Origin of the sequence: Mesorhizobium sp. WSM2561, from assembly GCF_000513915.1 — a bacterium.
Classification (GTDB): Bacteria; Pseudomonadota; Alphaproteobacteria; order Rhizobiales; family Rhizobiaceae; genus Mesorhizobium; species Mesorhizobium muleiense.
Window position 1 is genome coordinate 81,108 of the sequence record NZ_AZUX01000014.1, and the last position, 24,303, is coordinate 105,410.

The 24,303-nt window shown below is 63.5% G+C and carries 24 protein-coding genes and 1 pseudogene; 15 read left to right on the forward strand and 10 right to left on the reverse strand.

Features of this window, described 5'->3' with window-relative positions:
* Positions 1–185 precede the first annotated feature (185 nt).
* From lptB to lptC, 3 genes are read right to left on the reverse strand one after another with little or no spacing between them, the layout of a single operon-like run.
* Positions 186–1,004: an LPS export ABC transporter ATP-binding protein gene (gene lptB, locus M727_RS0113110; protein WP_027153062.1), complete on the reverse strand. Its 819-nt coding sequence runs from the start codon at positions 1,002–1,004 to the stop codon at positions 186–188.
* Positions 1,004–1,618 (reverse strand): LptA/OstA family protein, encoded by a 615-nt coding sequence (locus M727_RS0113115; protein WP_023797444.1) that lies wholly within the window; start codon positions 1,616–1,618, stop codon positions 1,004–1,006. Before M727_RS0113115 ends, lptB begins: the two co-directional genes overlap by 1 nt.
* Positions 1,605–2,318 (reverse strand): LPS export ABC transporter periplasmic protein LptC, encoded by a 714-nt coding sequence (gene lptC, locus M727_RS0113120; RefSeq protein ID WP_027153063.1) that lies wholly within the window; start codon positions 2,316–2,318, stop codon positions 1,605–1,607. Before lptC ends, M727_RS0113115 begins: the two co-directional genes overlap by 14 nt.
* Before the next feature lie 321 nt (positions 2,319–2,639).
* On the opposite strand from lptC, the gene sppA reads away from it, so the two are divergent.
* The 11 genes from sppA to M727_RS0113175 all read left to right on the forward strand — a co-directional run bounded on the left by sppA (position 2,640) and on the right by M727_RS0113175 (position 13,246).
* Positions 2,640–3,593 (forward strand): signal peptide peptidase SppA, encoded by a 954-nt coding sequence (gene sppA, locus M727_RS0113125; protein WP_023797442.1) that lies wholly within the window; start codon positions 2,640–2,642, stop codon positions 3,591–3,593.
* 68 nt (positions 3,594–3,661) lie between these two features.
* Positions 3,662–3,946, forward strand: a complete 285-nt coding sequence (locus M727_RS0113130; RefSeq protein ID WP_023797441.1) for an integration host factor subunit beta — start codon at positions 3,662–3,664, stop codon at positions 3,944–3,946.
* A gap of 81 nt (positions 3,947–4,027) precedes the next feature.
* On the forward strand, positions 4,028–4,360 hold the full coding sequence (locus M727_RS0113135; protein ID WP_027153064.1) for a LapA family protein: 333 nt from the start codon (positions 4,028–4,030) through the stop codon (positions 4,358–4,360).
* 134 nt (positions 4,361–4,494) lie between these two features.
* A complete protein-coding gene (locus tag M727_RS0113140; protein WP_023797439.1) occupies positions 4,495–5,469 on the forward strand; it encodes an ornithine cyclodeaminase family protein in 975 nt (324 codons plus the stop codon).
* Between the two features lie 224 nt (positions 5,470–5,693).
* A complete protein-coding gene (locus tag M727_RS0113145; RefSeq protein WP_027153065.1) occupies positions 5,694–6,179 on the forward strand; it encodes a DUF1772 domain-containing protein in 486 nt (161 codons plus the stop codon).
* 89 nt (positions 6,180–6,268) lie between these two features.
* On the forward strand, positions 6,269–7,306 hold the full coding sequence (locus M727_RS0113150; protein ID WP_027153066.1) for a class I SAM-dependent rRNA methyltransferase: 1,038 nt from the start codon (positions 6,269–6,271) through the stop codon (positions 7,304–7,306).
* Positions 7,307–8,158, forward strand: coding sequence for an RNA methyltransferase (locus M727_RS0113155; protein WP_027153067.1), 852 nt, complete (start codon positions 7,307–7,309; stop codon positions 8,156–8,158).
* A 14-nt stretch (positions 8,159–8,172) separates the two neighbouring features.
* Positions 8,173–8,673 (forward strand): signal peptidase II, encoded by a 501-nt coding sequence (lspA, locus tag M727_RS0113160; RefSeq protein ID WP_036262209.1) that lies wholly within the window; start codon positions 8,173–8,175, stop codon positions 8,671–8,673.
* A 52-nt stretch (positions 8,674–8,725) separates the two neighbouring features.
* Positions 8,726–9,715, forward strand: coding sequence for an MDR family oxidoreductase (locus tag M727_RS0113165; protein ID WP_027153069.1), 990 nt, complete (start codon positions 8,726–8,728; stop codon positions 9,713–9,715).
* A 192-nt stretch (positions 9,716–9,907) separates the two neighbouring features.
* Positions 9,908–12,193, forward strand: a complete 2,286-nt coding sequence (locus tag M727_RS0113170; RefSeq protein WP_027153070.1) for a PAS domain-containing hybrid sensor histidine kinase/response regulator — start codon at positions 9,908–9,910, stop codon at positions 12,191–12,193.
* Between the two features lie 177 nt (positions 12,194–12,370).
* On the forward strand, positions 12,371–13,246 hold the full coding sequence (locus M727_RS0113175) for a GNAT family N-acetyltransferase (protein ID WP_036262210.1): 876 nt from the start codon (positions 12,371–12,373) through the stop codon (positions 13,244–13,246).
* 135 nt (positions 13,247–13,381) lie between these two features.
* On the opposite strand, the gene grpE is transcribed toward M727_RS0113175, so the two are convergent.
* Entirely contained in the window at positions 13,382–14,017 is a 636-nt protein-coding gene (gene grpE / locus M727_RS0113180) for a nucleotide exchange factor GrpE (RefSeq protein ID WP_027153072.1), read from the reverse strand.
* Positions 14,018–14,256: 239 nt separating this feature from the next.
* Here grpE and M727_RS0113185 point away from each other — a divergent pair, with 239 nt between their 5' ends.
* The gene (locus tag M727_RS0113185; RefSeq protein WP_023797430.1) at positions 14,257–14,490 is read left to right on the forward strand and encodes a hypothetical protein; all 234 of its coding nucleotides are present in this window, start codon (positions 14,257–14,259) and stop codon (positions 14,488–14,490) included.
* Positions 14,491–14,624: 134 nt separating this feature from the next.
* Positions 14,625–15,647 (forward strand): fatty acid desaturase, encoded by a 1,023-nt coding sequence (locus M727_RS0113190; RefSeq protein WP_027153073.1) that lies wholly within the window; start codon positions 14,625–14,627, stop codon positions 15,645–15,647.
* 81 nt (positions 15,648–15,728) lie between these two features.
* On the opposite strand, the gene M727_RS0113195 is transcribed toward M727_RS0113190, so the two are convergent.
* The 6 genes from M727_RS0113195 to cysG all read right to left on the reverse strand — a co-directional run bounded on the left by M727_RS0113195 (position 15,729) and on the right by cysG (position 21,399).
* A complete protein-coding gene (locus M727_RS0113195) occupies positions 15,729–16,349 on the reverse strand; it encodes a DJ-1/PfpI family protein (protein ID WP_027153074.1) in 621 nt (206 codons plus the stop codon).
* 136 nt (positions 16,350–16,485) lie between these two features.
* Positions 16,486–17,022 carry a DUF934 domain-containing protein gene (locus tag M727_RS0113200; RefSeq protein ID WP_027153075.1) on the reverse strand — a complete coding sequence of 179 codons (537 nt, stop codon included), beginning with the start codon at positions 17,020–17,022 and terminating at the stop codon, positions 16,486–16,488.
* A gap of 166 nt (positions 17,023–17,188) precedes the next feature.
* On the reverse strand, positions 17,189–17,953 hold the full coding sequence (locus M727_RS0113205) for a phosphoadenylyl-sulfate reductase (RefSeq protein ID WP_027153076.1): 765 nt from the start codon (positions 17,951–17,953) through the stop codon (positions 17,189–17,191).
* Complete coding sequence (locus tag M727_RS0113210) at positions 17,928–19,598, reverse strand: nitrite/sulfite reductase (protein WP_027153077.1); 1,671 nt, start codon at positions 19,596–19,598, stop codon at positions 17,928–17,930. Before M727_RS0113210 ends, M727_RS0113205 begins: the two co-directional genes overlap by 26 nt.
* A 47-nt stretch (positions 19,599–19,645) precedes the next feature.
* Positions 19,646–19,951, reverse strand: coding sequence for a DUF2849 domain-containing protein (locus M727_RS0113215; protein WP_023797424.1), 306 nt, complete (start codon positions 19,949–19,951; stop codon positions 19,646–19,648).
* Positions 19,948–21,399 carry a siroheme synthase CysG gene (cysG, locus tag M727_RS0113220; RefSeq protein WP_027153078.1) on the reverse strand — a complete coding sequence of 484 codons (1,452 nt, stop codon included), beginning with the start codon at positions 21,397–21,399 and terminating at the stop codon, positions 19,948–19,950. Before cysG ends, M727_RS0113215 begins: the two co-directional genes overlap by 4 nt.
* Positions 21,400–21,837: 438 nt before the next feature.
* Between cysG and M727_RS0113225 the strand changes: the two genes are divergently transcribed.
* The gene (locus tag M727_RS0113225; protein WP_027153079.1) at positions 21,838–22,287 is read left to right on the forward strand and encodes a host attachment family protein; all 450 of its coding nucleotides are present in this window, start codon (positions 21,838–21,840) and stop codon (positions 22,285–22,287) included.
* 191 nt (positions 22,288–22,478) lie between these two features.
* Positions 22,479–24,253 (forward strand): annotated as a pseudogene (ybaL, locus tag M727_RS36370) (YbaL family putative K(+) efflux transporter).
* Positions 24,254–24,303: the final 50 nt, after the last annotated feature.

Consider the following 24,303-nt stretch of genomic DNA (forward strand, 5'->3'; position numbering starts at 1 on the left):
TCGGTTTCAAACGCCCTGTCTACGCATCCGGACTGCCGGAAGGAGTTCGGCATAGAAACTGGCCCGGCTTTTGCTTGTCAAGGCGACGGCGATCAAAACTCGCCTGTCCGTGCGTATTCCGACGAGAAATCGAAGAAAAGGCACTGTCTCGCGTCAAAAACCGCGTCTGGACAGAAATTTTCACGCTAGAGTGTAAACCCCTCACCGAGATAAAGCCGCCGCACATCCGGGTTTGCGACCACTTCGTCGGCCCGGCCATGAGTCAACACCTGGCCGGCATGGATGATGTAGGCGCGGTCGATCAGGCCGAGCGTCTCGCGGACATTGTGATCGGTGATGAGCACGCCGATGCCGCGCGCCGTCAGATGGCGCACCAGTTGCTGGATGTCGGCGACGGCGATCGGATCGATGCCAGCGAAAGGCTCGTCGAGCAGCATGTATGCGGGGCGGGTCGCCAGGGCGCGCGCGATTTCAAGGCGCCGCCGCTCGCCGCCGGAAAGCGACAGCGACGGGGCCTTGCGCAGATGGCTGATATGAAACTCCTCGAGCAGTTCGTCGAGAATGCGTTCGCGCTCCTTGCGGCTCTTTTCGACCACTTCGAGCACGGCACGGATGTTTTGCTCGACGCTCAAGCCGCGAAAGATCGACGCCTCCTGCGGAAGGTAGCCGATGCCAAGGCGGGCGCGGCGGTACATCGGCATAGAGGTGACATCGAAGCCGTCGATTTCGATCGTGCCTTCGTCGACCGGCACCAGGCCGGTGACCATGTAGAAGCAGGTGGTCTTGCCGGCGCCGTTGGGGCCGAGCAGTCCGACCGCCTCACCGGCGCGCACGCCGATCGTCACGCCGCTGACGACTTTGCGGCCCTTGTAGCTCTTGGTCAGCCCTTTGGCGATCAGGGTTCCCTTGAATTTTACCTGATCGAGGTTAACCGCGGCCGGTGCCGCAAGTTTGCTGGCGGCGCGTCCTGGAAGACGCGCCAACAGCGATGCTACGTCGACCATCAGGGGTTCGCCGCTCCCGACTTCGGCGGCGTGATCGACATCATGACGCGTCCACCGCCGCAGGGGTCGACCTGGGCCAGACCGCTCTTCATCTGCACGGTCAGCTTGCAGCCGACCAGTACATTGTCGCCTTGCGAGAGCACGACCTTGCTGCCTGAAAGCACCAGCACTTCCGTCTTCATGTCGAAGGTGCCGCTGTCGCCCGTGGCGACCTGGTCGTCCGATTTGATATAGACCTTGTTGGCGACCTCCAGACGGTCGATGTCGGCCGAGCCCGTCATCGCGGCACCCGAGGCCTGCTCACCCTTGGCGGCAGCGTCGGGGTCCTTGACGTAATAGACCGTCATCTTGCCGGCCTTGAGCAAGGTCGGACCCTGGACGACGTTTACATTGCCAGTGAACACGGCGACGCTGTCCGCCTGGCGGACCTCGAGCTTGTCGCTTTCGATCTGGATGGGCTTGTCGCCGGACAGTTTGAGGCCCGACAGCTGGCTGGTGGTCCTGGACTGCGCCAGAGCCGGCGCCGCCGCCAAAGCCAGCCCCAGGGCGGCCAGCCCTACGGCCGGCAACGCCGAAGCCGCGGCCACGAGCCGTGTCGAACTACTGAACCGCATTGGATTCTCCGCTCATTGCCTCTGCCGCCTTCAAGCTGGCGGGATCGATGTTGACACGCACTCTGTTCTCGAAGACCACGATCTTGCCGTTGTCCTGGACAGACATGGAATCCGCGGTAATCCGCGACCCGCCACGGCTGACGTCGACCGGATCGTTCGTCTTCATAGTGCCTTTGCCCATGTCGAGAAAGACCGATTTGAACTTTGCCGCCAGGCCATCGGTGGTGGTTATGGTGACATCGCTGGTCAGGCTCATCGTGTTGCCATCGCGATTGAAGCTACCGTGCGGGGCATTGATGGCCGCCACATTGTCGGTTGATATCGGCAGCTTGGCGTCGATGCCCTCCAGATTGATGATGCCTTGCTGGCTCACGTCCTGTATGGCGCGCAAAGCCGTCATGGAATAGGGCAGTTTCTGCTTGGTGAACCCGTTGAGCTTGGGGTTGGCCATCACCAGCTTGCCATTCGCGAAGGCGCTGGCGTCGGCCTGGACCTGGATCGAGCCAGGCGCCGAGAGATAGGAATAAACCGGGACGGCGACCGCGATCGCGGCAGCGGCCAGCGGCACCGCCAGCTTCAAGATACGCACGCGGCGCGAGTGGCGCTGGGCGATGCCGAAGGCGTCGACCCGCGCCGGGCCTACGTCCGGGGGAGCCAACCCCGCCTCGGTGTTGGTCGGTTCGATCGGTCGCGCTAACATAACTGCTTTCTTCTAAACCCCTGCCGCCAAGCACCCCTATAGGTGGGATGCCGGCGCCCACAAGCAAGCACAAGCGGAGGAAAACCGCAAAAGTGTGACGGTTGCTGTTGCACAAACGAAAATGAAACCGGCACAACTTGCACGTCATACCAGATACGGGCGGACAGCGTTAGGGGCTGTGGATTGGTCTTTTACGTTCTCTCGAAACGCCGTCTCGCCAACGTCGAGACCTTGTCTTTGGCGCAAGCTCGTCAGGAATCGGTAGCCGGGCGCGGGCGGTTGCTTTAAAAGCATCTGCTCCCACCGACTATGAGGCTGACCATGGTACTGAGAGCCGACGACCTGATCGACCGCCGCCGCTTGCGCCGCAAGCTGACATTCTGGCGCGTTGCAGCGCTTGTTGTCGCAGCAGCCGGGCTGATTGCCTTTTCGACCTGGATTTACGGCGATGACTTCACTGGCGCGGCGATCGACCATATCGCCAAGGTCAAGATCGAGGGCACCATCACCGAAGACGAAGACCTGATCAAGCAACTGGACGCCATCCGTCAATCCTCGAGGGTGAAAGCCGTAATCCTGTCGATCGATTCACCGGGCGGCACCACCGTCGGCGGCGAATCGATCTACGAGGCAGTGCGCAAGCTGGCCGCCGAGAAGCCGGTGGTGGCCCAGGTCGGCACGCTGGCCGCATCGGCGGGCTATATGATCGCCACCGCGACCGATCATATCGTCGCGCGCAAATCGTCGATTGTCGGCTCGATAGGCGTGCTGATCCAGTATCCGGACGTCAGCGGCCTTATGAACAAACTCGGCGTCAAGCTCGAGGAAGTGAAATCCTCGCCGTTGAAAGCTTCGCCATCGCCTTTCAAGCCGACCAATGACGACGAGCGCACCATGGTCCGCAAGCTCATCCTCGACAGCTACGACTGGTTCGTCGGCATCGTCGCCGAACGCCGCAAGATGACCAAACCGGAGGCGCTGGCGCTGGCCGACGGATCGATCTTCACCGGCCGGCAGGCCGTTGCCAACAAATTGGTCGACGCGGTCGGCGGCGAGACCGAAGCGATCGACTGGCTCGCAACCAAGGGCATCGACGCCAAGCTCAAGGTGGTGGAGTGGAAGGACGCGGAAAGCGGTGGCTTCCTGTTCTCGAAGGCGATGGCGCGAACCATCGGCAGTGCGCTCGGCCTGCCCGACTATGGCGGCGACATCATTCACGAACTTGGTGCCGATCGCTTGTTTCTTGACGGTCTGGTTTCCGTCTGGCACCCTTGAGACGAGTGAAAAAGCAAATAAAATCATCCTCATAATTTGACCGCAGTGTTTTCACGGGGAGCCTTCTCATGATCAAATCCGAACTTGTGCAGATCATCGCCACACGCAACCCGCACCTTTTCCTGCGTGACGTCGAAAACATTGTCGGCGCGATTTTCGACGAGATCACCGACGCGCTTGCCGAAGGCAACCGGGTCGAACTGCGCGGTTTCGGCGCTTTCTCGGTGAAAAACCGCCCCGCCCGCACCGGCCGCAATCCGCGTACCGGGGAATCCGTCGAGGTCGAGGAGAAATGGGTGCCGTTCTTCAAGACCGGCAAGGAATTGCGTGAAAGGCTGAACAGCGGCAAATAAGCGCCGCGCGGGCTCATGCGCCATGCCAGCCTTTTCAGTAGGCCCGGCCTTTGGTAGAGCCCGCCTTCGACAGGAAATTCTATGTTCAATCGTTTCATGCTCATCGTGGTCTTCGTGCCGCTGGCCGTCATTCTGATTGCGTTGGCGGTCGCCAACCGCGATCCGGTTGCCTTCACCCTGGACCCATTCAACCCCGGCAATCCGGCGCTGACGATGACGCTGCCGCTTTTCATCTTCCTGTTCCTGGCCCTCGCCATCGGCATGATCGTCGGCAGCCTGGCGACCTGGATCAAGCAGGGCCGCTATCGCAAGCTGGCGCGTCAGCGCGGCGTCGAGGCCGAGAACTTGCGCCAGGCGGTCAGCCGGGCACCGGCCGCGCAACAAGGCCCCTCCTTGCCGAAGCCGACGGGCTGAGCCGGAACCGCCGCGCGCCCTTTTTGGACGCGCAAAAGACGCTGTACCATTTTTGATTGCGCATGATCTTTGCGGAAAATCGCTTCTGATTTCGCGGTCATGCGTCAGGCGAATTTCTCTCGACGGAGTTTCCTATGCTGAGCATTTCGGCGGCCGAGGTCGATCAGGCGCTGACCTTTCCCGGCCTGGTCGAAACGCTGCGCGCGGCTTTTCGCGATGGCGCGGTACAGCCGGTCAGGCACCACCATACGGTCGAACGGCCCGACGGCGCGGCCTCGACCCTGCTCCTGATGCCGGCCTGGACCGACTTCAATGCGGCCGGCTCGTCGGCAGGCGGCCATATCGGCGTCAAGATCGTCACCGTGTCGCCCGACAACAACGCCGTGGGCAAACCCGCGGTGATGGGGCTTTACCTCCTGCTCGACGGTGCGACCGGCGAGCCTGAAGCCATGATCGACGGCCAGCGGCTGACGCAGTGGCGCACGGCCTGCGCCTCGGCGCTGGCAGCCTCCTATCTGGCCCGCGAGGACGCTTCGCGGCTGCTGGTGGTCGGCGCCGGCGCGCTGTCGCCGTTCCTCGCCAGGGCGCATTGCGCGGTGCGGCCGATCACCGTCATCCGCATCTGGAACCGCACGCCGGCCAATGCCGAAAAGGTTGCGGCGGAATTGCGCGCCGAGGGCTTTGCGGCTACCGCCGCGAGCGATCTCGACGCCGAACTCGGCCAGGCCGACATCGTTTCGTCGGCGACGATCACGACCACGCCGCTGATCAGGGGCGCGCTGTTGAAGCCGGGGACCCATGTCGATCTGGTCGGCGGCTTCACGCCGGCCATGCGCGAAAGCGACGACGATGCGATTGCGCGCGCCCGCGTCTACGTCGACACCCGGGCCGGCGCCACCAAGGAAGCGGGCGACATTGTCCAGCCACTGGCCTCGGGCGTGCTGGAGGCGCAAGCCATCGTCGCCGACCTGCATGAATTGGCACGCGACCAGAAGAAGGGCCGCCAGAGCCCCGGTGAGATCACGCTGTTCAAATCGGTCGGCGCAGCCCTCGAAGACCTCGCTGCCGGCATTGCGGTGTACAAGGCGATGGGGAAGTTAGGGGAGTAGGGGAGTAGGGGAGTAGGGGAGTAGGGGGGAGTTGTACCATTGGATCGGCTTCGTGCAAGCCATCTTTCCCTATTCACTTACTGCTTTATGCCCTACTGCCCTACTGCCCTACTGCCCTACTCCCCTACTCCCCTACTGCCCTACTCCCTTACTCCCTTACCCCCTACCCCCCTACCCCCTTCCGACGGGGAACGTCTCCGGCGTCACCCCGTTGTTCGGGCGTTATGGAGATACGCGGGTTCCTGTTGTTCTGGTCCATCTTGGCCGCCGTTGTCGCGGCGCTCAGCCTTGGACCGTCCTTCGCCCATGTCCTGGAATCGGCTCCTCGGCTGACGAAGTGGTCGCCTTCGCTCTGGCGCGAGGCCACTGTCTTCAACGCCCAGTTCCAGCTGTTTGCCGTCATTGGCGCGCCACTCGACGTGGCCGCGATCGGCTGTCCGGGACTGCTCGCTTGGATGCTGCGCAATGACCGTCCAGCGTTCTGGTATGCGTTGGCCGCTGCCGTGATCTATGCGGTGTCTCTTGCGATGTGGTTTGCTCTCGTCAAGCCGGCGAACGATATTCTGGCCACCTGGGTGCCTGGGCCGATTCCGGAGAATTTCGAAGCGATCCGGCTGCGCTGGGAAACCGGCCATCTGATCGTCGCCGGCTTCAAGGCCGTCGGTTTCGTATCGCTGGTTGTCGCCCTGCTTTTCATCAAGCGCGGCTGACCGTTTCGGGAATGTCCAGCGACTGCGTTTATTGCGCCGGTGAATGTGCTGTGGCAGAAGCGGGCCACGTCGCCCCGGAGATGCTCTTCTTGAAACCTTTTCGCGACAAACGCCGCGACAGCCGCTCGCATCAGCCCGCAAAGGGCGGGGCGGAACCGCGCGGAACCGGTGCATCGGGCAACCGCACCGAGCCGATAGCCGCGCCGCGCGTCCTTTCCCGCCGCGACGGCGCCCTGCCCGCCGAACACCTGCCGCTGATCCTCGAAGTCGCGCCCAACGCCGACTACGCGTTGCTCGACAGCGGTGCCGGACAGAAGCTCGAGCAGTACGGCCCCTATCGCATCGTTCGGCCTGAAGGCCAGGCGATCTGGCAAAAAGCGTTGCCGGCCAAGGACTGGGACCGCGCCGACGCCATTTTCACCGGCGACACCGACGAGGAAGGCATCGGCCGTTGGCGCTTCCCCAAGACGCCGCTCGGCGAAACCTGGCCAATGAAGCATGACGGCATCGATTATCTCGGCCGCTTCACCTCGTTTCGCCATGTCGGCGTGTTCCCCGAGCAGGCCTCGCACTGGGATCACATGGCCGGGCTGATCGCGGCGGCGAAGCGGCCGGTCAAAGTGCTGAATCTGTTCGGCTATACCGGCCTTGCCTCGCTGGTGGCGGCGCGCGCCGGCGCCGAGGTCACCCATGTCGATGCTTCCAAGAAGGCGATCGGCTGGGCCAGGGAGAACCAGGAGATGGCGGGCCTGTCGCAAAAGCCGATCCGTTGGATCGTCGACGACGCCCTAAAATTCGCCGAGCGCGAGGAGCGCCGTGGCAGCCGTTACGACATCGTCCTGTTCGATCCGCCCGCCTATGGCCGTGGCCCCAGGGGCGAGGTCTGGCAATTGTTCGAGGACCTGCCTGATCTGACCGACCTCTGCCGCTCGATCCTGACGCCGAAGCCGCTCGCTGTCGTGCTGACCGCCTATTCGATCCGCGCTTCCTTCTTCGCCATCCATGCCTTGATGCGCGACACTTTTGCCGGCATGGGCGGCACGGTCGAATCCGGCGAACTGATTATCCGCGAGAAATCCGCCGGCCGGGCGCTGTCCACCTCGCTGTTCTCGCGCTGGGTGGCCTGAATGAGCGAGCGGCACCCCGGCGCGCCAGGGCAGGTGAAGGAAGTCACCAGCCTTGCCAATCCGTTGATCAAGGACATCAAGGCGCTCTCGCTGAAGAAATACCGCGACCAGCAGAACGCATTCATGGCCGAGGGGCTGAAGTTGGTCATCGACGCGCTCGACCTCGGCTGGTCGATCCGGACGCTGGTCTTCGCCAAAGCCGGACGCGGCAACGCGGCGGTCGAAAAGGTCGCGGCACGCACGGTTGCCGCCGGCGGCACCGTGCTCGAAGTTTCGGAAAAAGTGCTCGTCGCCATCACCCGCCGCGACAACCCGCAAATGGTGGTCGGCGTCTTTTCGCAAAAGTTCCTGCCGCTGAAGGACATCCGCGCTCAAGACGGCGATGTCTGGGTGGCGCTGGACCGCGTGCGCGATCCCGGCAATCTCGGTACCGTCATCCGCACCGTCGATGCCGTTGGCGCCAAGGGCATCATCCTGGTCGGCGAGACCACCGATCCTTTTTCCGTCGAGACCGTGCGCGCCACGATGGGCTCGATCTTCGCCGTGCCGGTCGCCAAGGCGACGCCGGAAGCCTTCCTTGCGTGGCGAAAAAGCTTTCGTGGCCTTGTTGCCGGCACACATCTGAAGGGTGCGGTCGATTACCGTTCGGTCGACTTTTCCAAAGGCCCGGTGCTGCTGATGATGGGCAACGAACAGCAGGGCCTGCCCGAAAGCCTGGCCGAAAGCTGCGACAGATTGCTGCGGATTCCACAGTCCGGTCGGGCCGATTCGCTCAATCTCGCGGTGGCCACCGGCATCATGCTGTTCGAGATCCGGCGCGGCGCGCTGAAACTTGCCCCGGAGGGCGCCTGACCGTGACATCCCGAATGGTGAAATCCCCAACGGCAAAATCCTGGTTGCCCTACGTCGTGCTGGTCGCCGCCGCGGTGACGCTCGACCAGTGGGTGAAATATCTGGTCGAGACCGGCCTCCCTTTTCAGGAAAAGGTCGATCTTGTCCCGTTCCTGGCATTGTATCGCACCTACAACACCGGCATCGCCTTCTCGATGTTTTCGTCCTTCGGTGACACCGGCCTGGTGGTCATCGCCGCTTTCGTCGTCGCTTTCGTGCTCTATCTCGCGGCCCGCACTCCGCCCAGCCACGTGCTTACCCGCATCGGCTTTGCGCTGATCGTCGGTGGCGCGCTCGGCAATCTGTTCGACCGCGCCACCTATGGTCACGTGATCGACTATATCCTGTTCCACACCCCGGTATGGTCCTTCGCCATCTTCAACCTCGCCGACGCCTTCATCGCGGTCGGTGCGGCGTCGGTCGTCTTCGACGAACTCATCGGTTGGCGGCGCGAAGCCAAGCCCTCAAGCGATTGACCTGGCCTTCTGCCGCCATACAGTGTCCATTCAAGAAGCCCGAGGAGAAGACATGCCCGAAACCTTCAAAGCCATCCTCGTTTCGCGCGACGCCGAGAAGAAGCAATCGGTCGCGATCACCGACCTTACCGAAGCCGACCTGATGGAAGGCGATGTCACCGTCGCCGTCGAGGCGACGACGGTGAACTACAAGGACGGCCTCGCCATCTCCGGCAAGGCGCCGGTGATCCGCCGCTGGCCGCTGGTGCCGGGCATTGATTTCGCCGGCACCGTCATCTCGTCCTCCCATGCCGACTGGCGCACGGGGGACAAGGTCATATTGAACGGCTGGGGCGTCGGCGAGACGCATTTTGGCGCCTATGCCGAGCGCGCCCGTGTCAAGGGCGACTGGCTGGTGCCGCTGCCCCAGGGCATGAGCCCGCATGATGCGATGGCGGTCGGCACGGCAGGTTACACCGCCATGCTTTGCGTTATTGCGCTGGAACGGCACGGCATCGTGCCGGAACGCGGCCCCGTCGTGGTGACGGGCGCGGCCGGCGGCGTCGGCTCGGTCGCGGTTTCGATTCTGTCCAGCCTCGGCTATCACGTCGTCGCCTCGACCGGCCGCAGCGCTGAAAGTTCCTACCTGACCGACCTGGGTGCTTCGGAGGTGATTTCGCGCGACGAGCTTGCCCAGCCGGCAAAGCCACTCGCCAAGGAACGCTGGGCCGGCGGCGTCGACGCGGTCGGCAGTCACACCCTGGCCAACGTCCTTTCGATGACCTCCTATGGCGGCGCCGTCGCCGCCTGCGGCCTGGCCGGCGGCATGGATCTGCCGACGAGCGTCGCCCCGTTCATCCTGCGCGGCGTTTGTCTGCTCGGCATCGATTCGGTGATGGCGCCAAAAACGGTCCGCATGGAGGCGTGGCGCCGCATCGGCACGGACCTCGACCTCCAGAAGCTCGCCAACCTGTCCACGACCATTGGCTTCGATGGCATCATCGACGCCGCGCACGATATCGTCGAGGGCAAGGTCCGCGGTCGCGTGGTGGTGGACATGTGAGCTCTTCCTTCTCCGGTTTTTAATGCATGTCGAGCAAAAGCATGACCCAGGGTGTGCAGCGGTGAAGCGCCTCGCATGAGGCCGGCCAAACGCGACGCGCTTCAGGAGCGGAGAGGCAAAAACCGCGCGACCGCTAAAATTCGAACGATCCGCGGCAATTTTCCATAATCTCTGTCTGGCAAGGGTTTCCGCATGGTCACGGAATCCGGCATCAGAGAAACAGAGAGCGCCGAAAACGTCGACGGGATCGGCCCGGAGGCGCCAAGCCGGCAGCATATCGCGGCGCCGCCACTGGCGCCTGAATTGCCCGCCGCCAATCGCGAAGGCCTGCCGTTCCTGATGCTCGTCGCCATCGTCGTGCTGGCGGGCCTGTCGCATCTGACCGGCGCGCCGATCTTCATCACCGTCGGGCTTTTGTCGACTGGCATGGCAGGCCTTGCCGTGCATATGCGTGCCAGGCGCACGGCGCGCCGCACGGTTGCGCTGCTTGGCGAGACCGCAGCGCGCAGCCGCGCCGAGGTTGAGAGCCTGGCCGACCGCGTGTGGGAGATGCAGGAGAGCGAGGAACGCTTTCGCGGGTTGATCGACGCGCTTGGCGATCTCGTCGTCCATCGCGACCGTGACGGCCACATCGTCTATGCCAACAAGGTTTTCGCCGAGCTTGTCGGAGCCGACCAGCGCGACCTTGCCGGCAAGGCCTTGGCCGACCTCGGCATCGACGTCGGCATCGTTCCCGATGCCGCTTTTTCCGATCATGAATGCCTGAGCTCCACCGACGTCGCCATTAGAACACCGAGCGGCCCGCGCTGGTTCTCATGGATCGAACTGTCCGTGCGCGACAAGGAGAGCGGTGCTGTCTCTCATCGCGCCATCGCCCGCGACATTACCGCCCGCAAGCACGCCGAAACGTCGCTGATCACCGCCCGCGAGCGAGCCGAATATGCAAGCCAGGCCAAATCGCGCTTCCTCGCCACCGTCAGCCACGAGATCCGCACGCCGATGAACGGCATCATGGGCATGGCCAAGCTGCTAGCGGACACCGGGCTCTCGCCGCAACAACGGACCTATGTCGGCGCCATCTCGACCTCGGCCAGCGCGCTGCTGGCGCTGATCGAGGACCTGCTCGACTATTCCAAGATCGAGGCCGGCCGCTTCGATCCCGAACCGCAGCCAATGTCGGTGCGCGAGATCGCCGACAACATCGTAGAACTCCTGGCGGCGCGTGCCTTCGCCAAGAACATCGGCCTTGGCTGCCATGTCGAACCCGACGTGCCGCAGATGATATCAGCCGATCCTGGAAGAGTCAGGCAGGTGCTGCTCAACCTCATCGGCAACGCCATCAAGTTCACCGACAGCGGCGGCGTGTTGGTGAGCATCGCTCGTGCCCGCACCGAAACCACCGACCGCATATGCTTCACCGTCACCGACACCGGTCCCGGCCTGCACGAGGACGACTTGGAGCGCATCTTCGAGGAATTCGAACAGGCTGACGGCACGTCGACTCGCGCGCATGGCGGCGCCGGGCTCGGTCTTGCCATCTCCAGGCGCCTGGTGATCGCCATGGGCGGCACGATCTCGGTGTCGAGCCAGCTCGGCCAGGGTTCGGAATTCGTCTTCGAAATCCTTGCAATATCGGCCACCGAGCCGCCGCAGAGCCGTCGGGATGCGCTGTCGGGGCGCGCCGTGATTCTGTCGAAGAACGCCATCGAGGCCGACGCCATCGCCCGCACCATCCGCGCCAATGGCGGCAAGGTCGATCTGGCCACCACCGCCGCCCAGGCAGCGTCCTTCGCCGAAGGCTGCGACGCGCTTTTGGTCGATGCGGCCATGGAGGAAGGCGACGGCAGGTTGCTCAAGCGCCTTCGCCAGAGCGGCTTTGCCGATTGCGAGGCGATCACACTGATCGCGCCGACCGACCGCGGCATGCTGGGCGACTTCCGCGCCAGCGGCTACGCCACCTTTCTGGCAAGGCCGGTGCGTGGCGAAACGTTGCTTCGCGTGCTTTTGACCAGCAGCGTGCCTGCCCTCACCCAGCCGCAGCCGGAAAAGCGCGGCGCACCAACCGCCCGCGCCATTGGCAGCCGGCGGCGGGGCCTGTCCGTGCTGATCGCCGAGGATAACGACATCAACGCCATGCTTGCCCGTGCCACGCTGCTGAAGGCCGGGCATCGCGTGAAACTGGTCGGCAACGGCAAGGCCGCCGTCGAGGCCATCACCGGCACCGACCACAAGTACCGCTTCGACGTGGTGCTGATGGACCTGCACATGCCTGTCATGGACGGGCTGGACGCGATCGCCGCCATCCGCCGGCACGAGGAGGAAACCGCCGTGTCGCCGGTTCCGATCATGGTGCTATCGGCGGACAGTCAGGAAACGACCCGCCACGCAGTGCTCGCCCATGGCGCCAGCGGCTTCGTCACCAAGCCGCTCGACCCCGACGCGCTTGTCCATGCGGTCGAGGGTCACGTGGCCGCTTGATCCGCCGGCTGTCCTTGCCTGGCTTACCTGCAGAACATAGCCGGTTGAAGGGTTGCCCAGCCGACGAAGTATTGCCGGCGGGGCCGCATCACGGTACTGTCACAATCCTGTTGCACCTACGCCGTATCCCCGTGCCAAGAGGGATGGCTCGAAGGAGAATCACTCGTGCATACAGTTATGCCGGAATGTGACGCTCGGCCGAACGCCAGGGGTGCTTTGCTCACCAGGCGCAACGTCGATGCTGTCATAAAAGGCGAAGCGCTTGGCCGTATCGGCAACCTCGAAGTGCGGCTCGCACGCAACGAGGCCGAGATCGCCGCCGCGCAGGAAGTGCGCTACCGGGTGTTCTATGACGAGCTCGGCGCCAGGAAAACCCTGTTTCAGGTACAGGACCGCCGCGACGCCGACCATTTTGATCCGCTCTGTGATCATCTGCTCGTCTTTGACACCTCGCTGTCCGGTCCCGAGCATCGCCGCATTGTCGGCACCTACCGCCTGTTGCGGCAGGAAATCGCGGCAGCGGCCGGCGGCTTCTATTCCGAGGGCGAGTTTGAGCTGACCAATCTTATCGCCCGCCATCCCGGCCAGCGTTTCCTCGAGCTCGGCCGCTCCTGCGTCTTGCCGGAATACCGCTCGAAGCGCACCATCGAGGCGCTCTGGCAAGGTATTTGGGCCTATATCAACCATTATGGGATCGGCGTGATGACCGGTTGCGCCTCGTTCCCCGGCACCGTGCCGGCGGCGCACGCCGAAGCGCTGACCTATCTCGCCCATCACTGCCGGACGAAATCGGCCTGGGACGTGCGCGCGGTCGCCGGGCGCTACTGCTCCATGGATTTGATGCCGATCGAGGCGGTCAACGCCAAGGCCGCGATCGCGGCGATGCCGCCGCTGGTCAAGGGCTATCTGCGCGTCGGCGCGCGCATCGGCGACGGCTGCGTCATCGACCGCGAATTCTCGACCGTCGACGTGTTCGTGGTGATGCCGGTCAAGGAGATCGGCGCCCGCTACGTCAATTATTATGGCGGGGAAGCCCAGCGTTTCGCGGCCTGAGTAGGGCAGTAGGGGAATAAGGCAGTAGGGGAGTAGGGGGAGAGAAGGCAACGGCCGGAGTAGGCAATTGCTCTACTTTATCTAAGTAGCGTTATTCCCTACTCCCATACTGCCCTACCCCCCTACTCCCCTAACTTACGCATCCTTCTCAGCTTGCTCATTCACCGGCCCTGGCTCGACCGGGGCTTCGCCAGCCACATGCTTGGGACCGCCCTTGGCAACGCCGACCATGGCCGGCCGCAGCACCCGCTCGCCGATCGAATAGCCGGGCTGCACGACCTGGACCACCGTGTTGGCCGGCACCTCCGGATTGGGCACCTCGAACATCGCCTGGTGGAAATTCGGGTCGAATTTCTCGCCTTCCGGCTCGAGCTTCTTCACTCCGTGCCGCTCGAGCGCCGATAGCATGGCGCGCTCGGTGAGCTCGACGCCCTCGATCAGTGACTTCAAACCGGCATCACCCGACGCCTTGGACTCAGCCGGGATCGCATCCAGTGCGCGGCGCAGATTGTCCGATACCGACAGCATGTCACGGGCGAAATTGGCAACCGCATAGGCGCGTGCATCGTGCACGTCACGGGCGGTACGGCGGCGCAGATTCTCCATCTCGGCTGCGACGCGAAGCGCGCGGTCCTTCAACTCGTCGTTTTCCTTCAGCAGCCGCACAAGCGCTTCATAGTCGCCGTCGGCGCTGCCTTGCGTGTGTTCGGTGGCAGCCCCGGCCGTCTCGGCTTCATCGGGCGCGCGTTCGTCTTTTGCCTGGTCGCTCATCGCCGTTTCCCGTCATTTCAAATGATGTGGATTTTGTGCCCGATATCGAGGTTTGGCGGCCAAAAATCAAGGGGCAAGCGATACTGGACAGGCCGCTCGCGCTTTTGACGACGCATCATGGAGACCTTTCGATATTAATTCAAATTTTACTGTAACCACCGGCTTTGCTTGCCAAGATGCTGCGATGGGGGAACCATTCGTCTGCTGGAAGAGTTTCGAAACCGACACAGGATTTTGAGATGGCGACCCGCAACGACGGCGACCGTAAGAATGGCGCCCCCAACGATGACGAAAGACGTGAAAGGCTGGCGGCCGGCATCAGGCGCCAGTTCGGCACGGAGGCAACGATGCACTTTCTGCGCGCGTTGCCGGCGTTCCGGACGGAGAACGACATTCCCGATCGTTTCAGGGAATTGCTTGACCGCCTGGACGGCATCGAAAGCAGCGTAGCCGCCGGTGGCAACCGGCGATAGACAACACACACGCCTGTCGCTGCGCGCCATTGGCATGCCTTTTGCCGCAGCTTGCGCGTCGCGCGACAATTACCCGCAGTAACTTTGCGTGATGCTTGGCTTGCGGCGACGAAATGGTCCGTCTATGCTTCCTGATGAACATGATTTCCCCCGAAGCTGTAGCGAACAGCAAGCGTGCCTGGTTGAAGATCCTGGCGCGCTACAAGAAACCTGACAGGCGGCGCAGCGCCGTCGAACTTGCCATCACTCTCATCCCCTTTGCCACGCTGTGGGCACTGTCCTCGGCTGCCTATGCCTATGGCCATTGGTGGGGTCTGATCCTCATCCTTCCGGCCGCCGGCTTTCTGGTGCGGATCTTCATGATCCAGCACGATTGCGGCCACGGTTCCTTCTTCGCCAACCGCACCGCCGACGACTGGATCGGCCGCGGCCTGGGCATCCTGACTTTGACGCCTTACGATTGCTGGCGACGTGCCCACGCAACCCATCATGCCAGCGCCGGCAATCTCGATGAGCGCGGCACGGGCGACATCAAGACGCTGACTGTCGCGGAATATCGGCAGATGTCCTGGCGGGGCCGCCTTGCCTATCGTCTCTATCGCCATCCGCTCGTCATGTTCGGCCTCGGCCCCATTTGGCTTTTCATTTTTGAGCAGAGACTGCCGGTCGGCATGATGCGAGGCGGCCTCACGCCCTGGGTGTCGTCGATGGCCACCAACGCGGCCATCGCGGTCGCCGCCGCCGCCCTCGTCTGGTTCGTCGGCCTCGAAGCGTTCCTGGTCGTCCATTTGCCTATCGTCGTTCTCGCCGGGTCCGCCGGCATCTGGCTGTTCTATGTCCAGCACCAGTTCGAAGAGACAGAGTGGGCAAAGGACTCCGCATGGGAGTTCCAGCATGCGGCCCTGCACGGCTCGTCCTATTACGACCTGCCGCCGGTACTGAACTGGTTCACCGGCAATATCGGCGTCCATCACGTGCACCACCTCTCCGCCAAGGTGCCGTGCTATCGTCTGCAGGAGGTCCTGAGGGACTATCCGGAACTGCGCGAAATTGGCCGCGTCACGCTTCTCGACAGCCTGCGCTGCGTCAAGCTGGCGCTGTGGGATGAGAGCCGCAGCAAGCTGGTGTCGTTTCGCGAAGCGCGGATGACTGCGTAAAGTAAAGCGCATCCCAAGAAGGAATGCGCGGCGCTGTAAAGCCGCCGCACCACAGGTGCGGCGGCTTTTATAAGATCTAGCTCAAGCCGCCTGGCGTTCGTCGCGCATCAGGATCTCGCCGTGGCGAATCTCGGTGCCGAGCACTTTCAGGCATTCGCGCATGAAGGCGGCCAGGCCCGGCCAGCCTTTGGCCGAAACCAGGTTGCCGTCGACATGGGCGCCGGTCGGCGCGACATCGATATAGGTGCCGCCGGCGAGCGTGACTTCCGGCTCGCAATACTGCAGCGCCGCGACCTCCCTGCCACGTAGCACGCCATCGACCGCCATCAGGATCTGGGCGCCGTGGCAGATGGTGAAGATCGGCTTGCCGGTCTCGTGGAAATGCCGCACCAGCGCCTGCACGCGCTTGTCGATGCGGATATACTCCGGCCCGCGCCCGCCCGCCGCATAGACGGCATCGTATTCAGCCGGATTGACCTCGGAAAACGTCTTGTTGAGGATATAGTCGTGACCAAGCTTTTCCGTATAGGTCTGATGACCCTCGAAGTCGTGCAGCGACGTCTTCAGGATATCGCCCGCCTTCTTGTCGGGACACACGACATGGACCGTGTGGCCGACCGCATGCATGGCCTGTTCAAAGACGAAAATCTCGTATTCCTCGCTGAACTCGCCAACGAGCATCAATATCTTCTTACCAGCCATTCCCGGTTCCTCCCTTGGTGGCGAATTTATTTCGGATCGCGAAATAATAGGCCTTATCTTAAGGTGCGGATGCCGAAAATAAAAGATTGAATCGGCAAAGTGGTCCGACCAGATGCGCCCTGCTCCGTCGGGAAGATCAGCCGGCGCGCACCCGCCGCCAGGAATATTTGGGGCCCTTGGCCTCCGGCTTCACGGTCGGCTGGTAGGAGAGCGGCAGACCGCCGGTGCGGCCTTCCTCGAGCCGTTTCAGCAACACTGGATTTGATACTTCGAACTCGTCGAAGCCGAGGCGCAGCATATGCGGAAGCTGGTCGACCAGAACCTGTCCGGTGGCGCGGACCGCGCCCTCGAAACGGTAGCGGCTGCGCAGCAGTTCGCCCTTGGAGAAGGAGCGGCCGTCACTGAAAGCCGGGAAGGCCAGCGCCACCAGCGATATCTGGTCGAGCAGGTCCGCGATCTTTTCGAGCTGATCGCCGGGCTGAAGCAGTACGCCGAGGCGCTCCTTCGCCGACCGGCGCACCGCCGGATCGAGGTCGAGAAACGCCTGCAGCGGCAGGATGAAGCGGCCATTGCCGGACAGTGCGTCGGCGCTCTCGGCATGGCTCCACTCGTCCTCGCTAAAACCTGTCGGGGTCCAGAGGCGGGTGGCGTTTTCCGCTATCGATTCACTCATCGAGAAATTCCCAAGTCCACAAAATTCTAAAGTTCAAAACGCTCGAGGGTGTGTTGAGATTCAGGTCAGGCCGAGCCGAGAATGGTGGCTTCCGAGAACCGGAGCGGAGCGTACGTTGGGTACGTGCCGCCATTCGCAGGCCAGCCTCACCTGAAATCGACATACCCTAAAGCGATGCGTCGGTCAGCGACTTCTCCAGCCCCGACAAATGGATGCCGCACTCTGTCTTGGCGTGCCCCACCCAGCGGCCGCTGCGTGCATCCTCGCCCGGCTGCACCGGCTGCGTGCACGGGAAGCAGCCTATCGAGAGATAGCCATAGGCGACCAGCGGATTCTCACGCAGCGCATGCGCGCGCATATAGTTGGCCTGGTCTGACGTCGTCCAATGCGCCAGCGGGTTGATGCGAATGCGCGAGCCGACCGCCTCGAACACCGGCAGGGATGCCCGCGTCGTCGCCTGAAAACGCTTGCGGCCGGTGAACCAGGCGCGGAACGGCTCGACGCCGCGCGCCAGCGGCTCGACCTTGCGGACCTCGCAGCAGGCATCGGTGTCGGTTTCGTTCAGATTACCGGCCGGATCGATCCGTTCGAGCGCCGCTTCTTCGGGCGTGATCACCCTGATATCGGTCAGCCCGAAATCGGCAACCAGCGCGTCGCGATAGCCGAGCGTCTCCTCGAAGTGCTTGCCGGTGTCGAGGAAGATGACCGGCAGCGTCCGGTCGATCTTGGCGATCATGTGCAGAAGCACTGCAGAATCCGCCCCGAACGACGAAACTGCGGCGATTTCACCGTGAAAGAATTCCCGGGCCGACCGCTCGATGATCTCCAGCGGCTTCAGATGACCATAGAGCGCATCGAGCCCCGCCGCTTCGGCGGCGATGCCGGCCTCGACGTCGACGATACGATCAAGCGGCCTTGGCTTCGCCAGCATAGAGCGCCTCCTTGAACGGCGCGGGACCGACACGGCGGTAGGCGTCGATGAATTTTTCGTTTCTGTCGAGCCGGAGGCCGAGATAGGTCTCGACGATCTGCTCGATGGCGTCGGTGATTTCTGCCGAGCTGAAGCCGCGGCCGATGATCTCGCCGACCGAGGTGTTCTCGTCGGCCGAGCCGCCGAGCGTGACCTGGTAGAGTTCGGCGCCCTTCTTCTCGACGCCGAGGATGCCGATATGGCCGACATGGTGATGGCCGCAGGCATTGATGCAGCCGGAAATCTTCAGCTTCAATTCGCCGATCTCGCGCTGACGCTCGAGCGAAGCGAAACGACGCGAGATTTCCTGCGCCACCGGAATCGAGCGCGCCGTGGCCAGCGCGCAATAGTCGAGGCCCGGGCACGAGATGATGTCTGATATCAGGTTGGAATTGGCGGTCGCCAGTCCGATGTCGACCAGCGCGTCATAGACCGCCTTGAGGTCGGCCCGCGCGACATGCGGCAGGATCAGGTTCTGCTCATGGCTGACGCGCAGCTCGTCGAAAGCATATTTTTCGGCAAGGTCGGCGACCGCTTCCATCTGGCTGTCGGAGGCATCGCCCGGCGCTTCGCCAATGCCCTTGAGCGAGATGGTCACGGCGGCATAATCGGGGTGACGGTGGGTCACCACGTTCTGGTCGAGCCATTCCGAAAAGCCCTTCGAATCGAGGCGGGCGAGCTTGACGGCCTCGTCGCCTTCCGGCCTTTCGACCAGCGCCGGTGGTGCGAAATAGGCATCGATGGCGCGGATGTCGGCTTCCGGCAGTTTTAGATCCGCATCCTTCAGCTCCTGCCATTCGGCCTCGACCTGGCGGGTGATCTCCTCGACGCCGGTCTCGTGGACGAGGATCTTGATGCGCGCCTTGTATTTGTTGTCGCGGCGGCCGTAGAGGTTGTAAACGCGCAGGATCGCCGTGCAATAGGACAGAAGGTCGGCCTCGGGCAGGAAGTCGCGGATCTTCTTGGCGATCATCGGCGTACGGCCCTGGCCGCCGCCGACATAGACGGCGAAACCGAGTTCGCCGGCAGCGTTCTTCTTCAAATGCAGGCCGATGTCATGCGTCTGGATGGCGGCGCGGTCGCGCTCGGCACCGGTCACCGCGATCTTGAATTTTCTCGGCAGGAACGAGAATTCCGGATGCACCGACGACCATTGGCGCAGGATTTCCGCATAAGGACGCGGATCGGCCACCTCGTCGGCGGCGGCACCGGCAAAGTGGTCGGCGGTGACGTTGCGGATGCAGTTGCCGCTGGTCTGGATGGCGTGCATCTCGACGCTCGCCAGATCGGTCAGGATCGCCGGAATGTCCGACAGCGCCGGCCAGTTGAACTGGATGTTCTGGCGCGTCGTGAAGTGGCCGTAGCCCTTGTCGTATTTGCGGGCGATGTGGCCGAGCATGCGCAGCTGCTTGCTGTTCAGCGTGCCGTAAGGCACCGCGATGCGCAGCATGTAGGCGTGCAACTGCAGGTAGACGCCGTTCATCAGCCGCAGCGGTCGGAATTGATCCTCGGTGATCTCGCCGGCAAGCCGCCGCGCGATCTGATCGCTGAACTCGGCGACGCGGGCCTGGACGAAATCGTGATCGAACTCATCGTAACGGTACATGTCTGGTCTTTCCGGGCGCCTCCGCCCGTTGTCTTCAATGTGGTCGTTTACGCCGCCCGGGCGGCTACCGGGCGGGCCTGCTTGCCCAGGTCGTTGCGGTTGGTCGGGCCGGCGGCGCGGATCTTTTCGCGCAGCCGGACCGGCTCGACCACACCATTGGCGACGGTTACATCGATCAGATTGACGTCGACCACTTCATTGTTGGCAGAAGCCGTGGCGCCGATCGCCTCCAGCCGGTCTTCAGCCGCCTTGTCATAGGCGACATCGGCATTGTCGATGGTCTCGGCCCAGCCACCATTGGCGTACCAGACGGCTTCGCCGTCGGCGAGGCGGTTTGCAGTCAGGACTTTCATCGTTCAGCTCCTTCGGCGGCTGTTTGGGCCGCGCCTTCATGCCTGTGTGCCGCCAGCGGCTCGGAACGTTCAAAATTGGCGCCGGCGACCGCATCGCCGATGATGGTCATGACCGGACCGGTAAGGTCGGCGCGAATCTCCAGCGACGGCAGGTCGGCGAGCGTGCCGTGGAAACGGCGCCGGTTGGCAAGGCTGGCATTCTCGACCACGGCGACCGCCGTATCCGGCGACAGGCCGGCCTCGATCAGCCGGCCGGCAACCTCGGCCGCGACCGAGCGGCCCATATAGACGGCGACGGTGGCGCCGGAAATGGCGAGCTTGGCCCAGTCGGGCAGCGAATTTCCCTTGAGGTCGTGGCCGGTGGTGAACACCATCGACGACGACACGCCGCGCAGCGTCAGCGGCAGCTCGAAATCGGCGGCGGCGGCGAAGGCCGCGGTGACGCCCGGAACCACCTCATAGGCGATGCCGGCATCGCGCAGCGCTGCCATTTCCTCACCCGCCCGGCCGAACACCAGCGGATCGCCGGATTTCAGCCGCACGACGCGCTTGCCGTCGCGGCCGAGTTCGATCAGCAGCGCATTGATCTCGGCCTGGCTCTTGGTGTGGCAGCCCTTGCGTTTGCCTACCGGCAGACGCTCGGCGTCGCGACGGCCCATGGCGACGATCGCCTCCGGCACCAGCGCATCATGGACGATGAGATCGGCTTCCATCAGCAGCCGGTGGGCGCGCAGCGTCAGCAGGTCTTCGGCGCCGGGACCCGCGCCAACCAGGGCAATGTGACCCGATGCCAGCGCGTTCGAAAGCAACAGGTCGACGGCGGCACCGTGCGCCTGCGAAAGCTGGCCAGCCTCCATGGCGCGGGCCGGCGCGCCGCCGAAAAACTCGCTCCAGAAGCGGCGGCGGGCATTGCCTTTCGGCAGCAATCTCTCAACAGTGCCGCGCAACGAGGCAGCAAGCGAAGCAAGCGGCCCGAGCGACGGCGACAGCATGCGGTCGATGCGGCTGCGCAGCATCTGGGCAAGCACCGGTCCGGCCCCTTCCGTGCCGATGGCAATGGCGACCGGCGCGCGGTTGACCAGCGCCGGGGTGAAGAAATCGCACAGCTCCGGCCGGTCGACGGCATTGACCGGAATGCCCAGCCGGCGCGCATCCTCGGCAACGCGGCGGTCAAGCGCCTCGTTGCCGCTGGCAGCAAACACCATCACCGCGCCTTCGAGATGCGCAGCCTCATAGGCGGCAGCGATGTGGACGGCGCCATTCGCGGCGATGAAGGCCAGCAAATCATGCTCGGGGGCATCGGCTATGATGCACAAGACGGCGCTTGACTGGCCGATCAGCCGCGCCTTGGCCAGAGCCTCCTCGCCGCCGCCGACGATGGCCACGGCTTCGCCAGCGACCCGCATAAAGACGGGAAAGGCGTTGAGCTTGGCGGGGGCCTGCGGCATAGCGAGCGGAATCCTGAATACGCTGTCGGTTTTACGCGCGGGCGCGAAAAAGCAGAAGGAACGCACTCGCGCATCGCTTCGTGTGAAGCAATCGCTTTTCCGCAAGCCCCAGAGGCAGGAGAAAAAAATTCCACACCCACGAGTGGAGCGGATCCAAGCCGCTGTTGCGAGCCTTGATCTGCGGCCGTTCTAGCGACAAGCGAGATATATTACAAAACACTTTTTTCTAATTCTACCAATCTAGTAGATTAAAGCCGACATGCTCTGAGCACCGTCATCCGCGCTGGTTGGCTTGCTCGCCGTGCTTGTCGTCACCGGAACATTCCTGCCTCGGCGCGCGTTTGCTCCTCTGCGAATCCGAGCCTGGCTGTCCAGCTGCGGCAATGGCTCCAGAGACGGGCCTGGAAAACCATGAAAAACAGAAAAAGGAGCGCTCCGGTGAACAACCTCAAGCTGAAACGCGGACTGTGGGTCGTGGTCGCCGACGGCGAGAAGGCACTGTTCCTTGAGAACCGCGGCGACACCCAATATCCCGACCTTCAGGTCGTGCAGGAGATGGAACAGGAAAATCCGGCGACGCGAGAGCAAGGTTCGGACCGCCCTGGCCGCTACAGCGACGGCCCATCCGTCCACCGCAGCGCAGTCGAGGACACTGACTGGCATCGCCTCGGCAAGGAGCGTTTCGCCGACGAAGTTGCCGAGCGCCTATACAAGCTCGCGCATCGCGGCGCCTTCAAGGAGATGGTGCTGATCGCACCGCCGCAGGTACTGGGTGACATGCGTCGAAAACTGCACAAGGAAGTTGCCGAGAAAATCACAGCGGAAATTCCCAAGACGCTGACCAACCACACCATCGTCGACATCGAAAACCTGCTGCAGGCCGCCTGATCGGGCATCAGGCGCGCAGGCCATCTCTTTTTAGCAGCAACCATTGCCAGCCCGAGGCGACCCGCCTTCTGCCACCCTTGTCGTCGATCCATGGCATTTGCGGGTTGCCTCGCGGCCATCCGGGCCGCCATATTGCAAGGCGGCTGCTTCGGGCGGTGCATATCCGACATCGTAATTTTGAAAGGCGCTCCATAGACAATGCCGCAGACACGCCGCTTATCGCCACCATCGTCGCCGGTTTGGGGCTGGCTTTCGTCTTCGGCGCAATTGCCAATCGCTTCCGCATCCCGCCGCTGGTCGGTTACCTCGTCGCCGGCGTCCTGGTCGGGCCGAACACGCCGGGCTTCGTCGCCGATACCGGCCTCGCCAATGAACTGGCCGAAATCGGCGTGATCCTGTTGATGTTCGGTGTCGGCCTGCATTTCTCGCTGAAGGACTTGTTGTCGGTCCGCGCCATCGCCGTGCCCGGCGCCATCGTGCAGATCGGCTTCGCGACGGCGCTCGGCGCCGGCCTTGCCTGGATGCTCGGCTGGTCGATGGGCGCGGGGCTGGTGTTCGGGCTGGCGCTTTCCGTCGCCTCGACCGTTGTGCTGCTGCGTGCCTTGCAGGAGCGGCGGCTGATCGAGACCGAGCGCGGCCGCATCGCCGTCGGCTGGCTGATTGTCGAGGATCTGGCCATGGTGCTGGCGCTGGTGCTTTTGCCGGCGTTGGCCGGCGTGCTGGGTGGCCAGCAGCAAGTGGAGAGCCATAGCAGTCTGCTGTCGCTGCCGGCGAGCTTCGGCGTCTGGGGTATCGTCGGCATGACGTTGGCCAAGGTCGCGGCCTTTGTCGTCGTTATGCTGGTGGTCGGCCGCCGGGTCATCCCCTGGATCCTGCACTACGTCGCCCATACCGGGTCGCGTGAATTGTTCCGGCTGGCGGTGCTGGCCATCGCGCTCGGGGTCGCTTTCGGCGCGGCCAAGCTATTCGGCGTCTCGCTGGCGCTGGGCGCATTCTTTGCCGGCATGATCATGAGCGAATCCGAACTCAGCCATCGGGCGGCCGAGGAATCGCTGCCGCTCCGCGACGCCTTTTCCGTGCTGTTCTTCGTTTCGGTCGGCATGCTGTTCGACCCGTTCAGCCTGGTCAGCAATGGCTGGCCGATCTTGGCGACGCTGGCCATCATCGTCATCGGCAAATCGCTGGCGGCCTTCGGCATCGTCGTCGCCTTCCGTTATCCGATCGCGACCGCGTTGATGATTTCGGCAAGCCTGGCCCAGATCGGCGAATTCTCCTTCATTCTGGCCGAGCTCGGCGTCGGGCTGAAGCTGCTGCCCGAACAAGGACGCGACCTCATCCTCGCCGGTGCTATCCTGTCGATCGTCCTCAACCCGCTGATGTTCCTTGCCGTCGACTGGATGAAACCATGGCTGGAGAGGCGCGCCGGCAAGGCGGCGTCGCTCGACGAGGCAAAGCCGATCGGCCCCGCGACGGAGCCAAGCCAGTTGGCTTCGGTTGCGGCACCGGTGAAAGAGGACGGCCCGCCGCCCAGGACAGCGCTTACGGGCCATTCCATCCTGGTCGGCTATGGCCGCGTCGGCAGCCTCGTCGGCGCGTCCTTGAAGGAGGCCGCCCTACCCTTCCTCGTCATCGAGGATGCCGACAAGACGCTGGCGAAGCTCAGGGACGGCGGCATCGAAACCGTGTCAGGCAATGCCGCGAGCAGCGAGGTATTCGCCGCAGCCAATCCGGAGGGCGCGAGCCGGCTGATCCTCGCCATCCCCAACGCCTTCGAGGCGGGACAGATCGTGCTGCGCGCCCGCGCCGCCAACCCGAAGATCAACGTCATCGCCCGCGCCCACTCCGATGCCGAGGTCGAGCATCTCAAGGGCCTCGAGCCGATACGGTCATCATGGGCGAGCGTGAGATCGCGCGTGGGATCGTGGAAGAGGTTTTGGCGGCACCGAAAGCGCCTTCAGCAGCCTAAGCCGGCGCCGCCCCTCACCCTTACCCTCTCCCCGTGAAGAACTAGAGAGG

Bases quoted from the DNA above. Each gene is read 5' to 3' on its own strand.
- lptB (WP_027153062.1), bottom strand. From the start codon at position 1,004: ATGGTCGACGTAGCATCGCTGTTGGCGCGTCTTCCAGGACGCGCCGCC.
- M727_RS0113115 (WP_023797444.1), bottom strand. From the start codon at position 1,618: ATGCGGTTCAGTAGTTCGACACGGCTCGTGGCCGCGGCTTCGGCGTTG.
- lptC (WP_027153063.1), bottom strand. From the start codon at position 2,318: ATGTTAGCGCGACCGATCGAACCGACCAACACCGAGGCGGGGTTGGCT.
- sppA (WP_023797442.1), top strand. From the start codon at position 2,640: ATGGTACTGAGAGCCGACGACCTGATCGACCGCCGCCGCTTGCGCCGC.
- M727_RS0113130 (WP_023797441.1), top strand. From the start codon at position 3,662: ATGATCAAATCCGAACTTGTGCAGATCATCGCCACACGCAACCCGCAC.
- M727_RS0113135 (WP_027153064.1), top strand. From the start codon at position 4,028: ATGTTCAATCGTTTCATGCTCATCGTGGTCTTCGTGCCGCTGGCCGTC.
- M727_RS0113140 (WP_023797439.1), top strand. From the start codon at position 4,495: ATGCTGAGCATTTCGGCGGCCGAGGTCGATCAGGCGCTGACCTTTCCC.
- M727_RS0113145 (WP_027153065.1), top strand. From the start codon at position 5,694: ATGGAGATACGCGGGTTCCTGTTGTTCTGGTCCATCTTGGCCGCCGTT.
- M727_RS0113155 (WP_027153067.1), top strand. From the start codon at position 7,307: ATGAGCGAGCGGCACCCCGGCGCGCCAGGGCAGGTGAAGGAAGTCACC.
- lspA (WP_036262209.1), top strand. From the start codon at position 8,173: ATGGTGAAATCCCCAACGGCAAAATCCTGGTTGCCCTACGTCGTGCTG.
- M727_RS0113165 (WP_027153069.1), top strand. From the start codon at position 8,726: ATGCCCGAAACCTTCAAAGCCATCCTCGTTTCGCGCGACGCCGAGAAG.
- M727_RS0113170 (WP_027153070.1), top strand. From the start codon at position 9,908: ATGGTCACGGAATCCGGCATCAGAGAAACAGAGAGCGCCGAAAACGTC.
- M727_RS0113175 (WP_036262210.1), top strand. From the start codon at position 12,371: ATGCCGGAATGTGACGCTCGGCCGAACGCCAGGGGTGCTTTGCTCACC.
- grpE (WP_027153072.1), bottom strand. From the start codon at position 14,017: ATGAGCGACCAGGCAAAAGACGAACGCGCGCCCGATGAAGCCGAGACG.
- M727_RS0113185 (WP_023797430.1), top strand. From the start codon at position 14,257: ATGGCGACCCGCAACGACGGCGACCGTAAGAATGGCGCCCCCAACGAT.
- M727_RS0113190 (WP_027153073.1), top strand. From the start codon at position 14,625: ATGAACATGATTTCCCCCGAAGCTGTAGCGAACAGCAAGCGTGCCTGG.
- M727_RS0113195 (WP_027153074.1), bottom strand. From the start codon at position 16,349: ATGGCTGGTAAGAAGATATTGATGCTCGTTGGCGAGTTCAGCGAGGAA.
- M727_RS0113200 (WP_027153075.1), bottom strand. From the start codon at position 17,022: ATGAGTGAATCGATAGCGGAAAACGCCACCCGCCTCTGGACCCCGACA.
- M727_RS0113205 (WP_027153076.1), bottom strand. From the start codon at position 17,953: ATGCTGGCGAAGCCAAGGCCGCTTGATCGTATCGTCGACGTCGAGGCC.
- M727_RS0113210 (WP_027153077.1), bottom strand. From the start codon at position 19,598: ATGTACCGTTACGATGAGTTCGATCACGATTTCGTCCAGGCCCGCGTC.
- M727_RS0113215 (WP_023797424.1), bottom strand. From the start codon at position 19,951: ATGAAAGTCCTGACTGCAAACCGCCTCGCCGACGGCGAAGCCGTCTGG.
- cysG (WP_027153078.1), bottom strand. From the start codon at position 21,399: ATGCCGCAGGCCCCCGCCAAGCTCAACGCCTTTCCCGTCTTTATGCGG.